The 1,955-nt window shown below is 41.4% G+C and carries 2 pseudogenes; one reads left to right on the plus strand and one right to left on the minus strand.

The features are described 5' to 3' along the window. Positions 1-16: 16 nt before the first annotated feature. Positions 17-154: pseudogene (locus L1D55_RS27780) on the minus strand (transposase); the annotation flags it as partial. A 199-nt stretch (positions 155-353) separates the two neighbouring features. On the opposite strand from L1D55_RS27780, the pseudogene L1D55_RS27090 reads away from it, so the two are divergent. Continuing rightward, positions 354-1,376, plus strand: a pseudogene (locus tag L1D55_RS27090) (IS110 family transposase). The last annotated feature ends 579 nt before the right edge of the window (positions 1,377-1,955 follow it).

Here is a 1,955-nt window from a genome sequence, read left to right on the forward strand (position 1 = left end):
CGACCTAGTTTAGTCAGCGTCCTAGTTTAGTCAGCGTTAAGTCTGAACCGTCAAGTACACTTTTTGTAGCAAGTATCAGAGAACTAACGCGTTTTTTGTGAATGGAGGAGCATTGGTTTTGTATGGTTTGTTGTAGAATCTGAATGTCGCGCATTGTTAACCCACTTGTTCGAAATGTGTGTTCAGCGATATTCATTAGATCAAAGACGGCGATGCGCGTCTACCTCATTGTTTTTACGCCTGATTATGAGGGGATTCGCAAGGGTACGGCGTTGTTAATGATATGGACGCTCCTACCCAACCTCACACCTATACTGACTGTGTGAGTATTGAAGAGGACGCAAACCACGGCAATAACAACTTTAGGCATCGATTTGGCAAAATTATCTTTTGCTTTACATGGCATAGATCAGCAAGGCTCTGTGTTGATAAAAAAGAGTGTTCGAAGAGCGAACTTAGCTAAGGTGATATCAAAGCTCGAACCATGTTTAATTGGAATGGAAGCTTGTTCAGGAGCTCACTATTGGGCTCGATTATTTATCAAAATGGGTCACAGCGTTAAATTAATGCCTCCTCAATTTGTAAAGCCTTACGTTAAATCTAATAAGAACGATGCGGCTGATGCTGAAGCTATTTGTGAGGCGGTTACTCGACCTAATATGCGCTTTGTACCAATAAAAACAGTAGAGCAGCAATCCATTCTATCGGTACATAAAGCTCGTGAACGATTAGTTTCTATGAGAACGGGACAGGTTAATCAACTTAGGGGATTACTTGGTGAGTTTGGTATCGTCATTCCTAAAGGATCTTCAGCGTTGAATAAGTAAATCCCTCTGATTTTAGAGGATGCAGATAATGGACTGACAGTGACTGTCCGCAGTCTGGTGTCGCAGTTGAAAGAGCTCGTCAACGAACTAGATATACAAGTCAAAGAGCTAAACAAACAAATTGATTCTTGGCATCAACTTAATGAAGATTCGCAGCGAATTGCTCAAATTCCAGGAATAGGACCAATGACGGCAACAGCATTGGTAGCTAGTATCGGTGACCCTAAATCTTTCAGTAATGGTCGCCAAGTATCTGCTTGGATCGGGCTTGTGCCTAAACAGTTTTCTACTGGGGGCAAACAAGTCCTATTAGGCATAAGCAAAAGAGGCGATGGATATTTGAGAAGGTTGCTTGTTCATGGGGCTCGTGCTGTCCTTGGTCACCTGAAACAAAACTCGGAGACTTATACCCACCGTTGGTTAGTAGAACTACTTAAACGCAAGCATAAAAATGTAGCTATAGTTGCACTGGCTAATCGAAATGCACGTATTGCATGGGCATTGCTTTCAAAGCAACAGGAGTATAATCCAAGTATATTGTCTGCATAAAAATTAAACTAATTCATCAAATTGCGCATGAAGCGAATGAGAAAACAGGTAAGACCGTGAATGTGAAACTCTGATTTGATCTTGGGACTTAAAGTTCGTGTTGTTGATAAGAGCACATTCAGCGGAAATCATTAAGAGTCTTAGAACTCGGATATATGTCTGCAATCTACTACCTTTTTTTTTCAATTGCTACTTGCCAATAAGGAGTGTCCATATATGCCAATAAGGAGTGTCCATATATGATCAAATCAGGTAGAGGACGCAGTTATCCTACGGTGTTTACCTGTTAGTTTCTAACAGGGATACCTAGCCCTAGGACTTTGTTCATTGCTTTCACATTGGCCAATGCCTCACCCTTGCGAATCCCCTCATAATCAGGCGTAAAAACAATGAGGTAGACGCGCATCGCCGTCTTTGATCTAATGAATATCGCTGAACACACATTTCGAACAAGTGGGTTAACAATGCGCGACATTCAGATTCTACAACAAACCATACAAAACCAATGCTCCTCCATTCACAAAAAACGCGTTAGTTCTCTGATACTTGCTACAAAAAGTGTACTTGACGGTTCAGACT

The sequence above is a fragment of the Vibrio sp. Isolate22 genome, assembly GCF_022398115.1.
Taxonomy (GTDB): Bacteria; Pseudomonadota; Gammaproteobacteria; order Enterobacterales; family Vibrionaceae; genus Vibrio.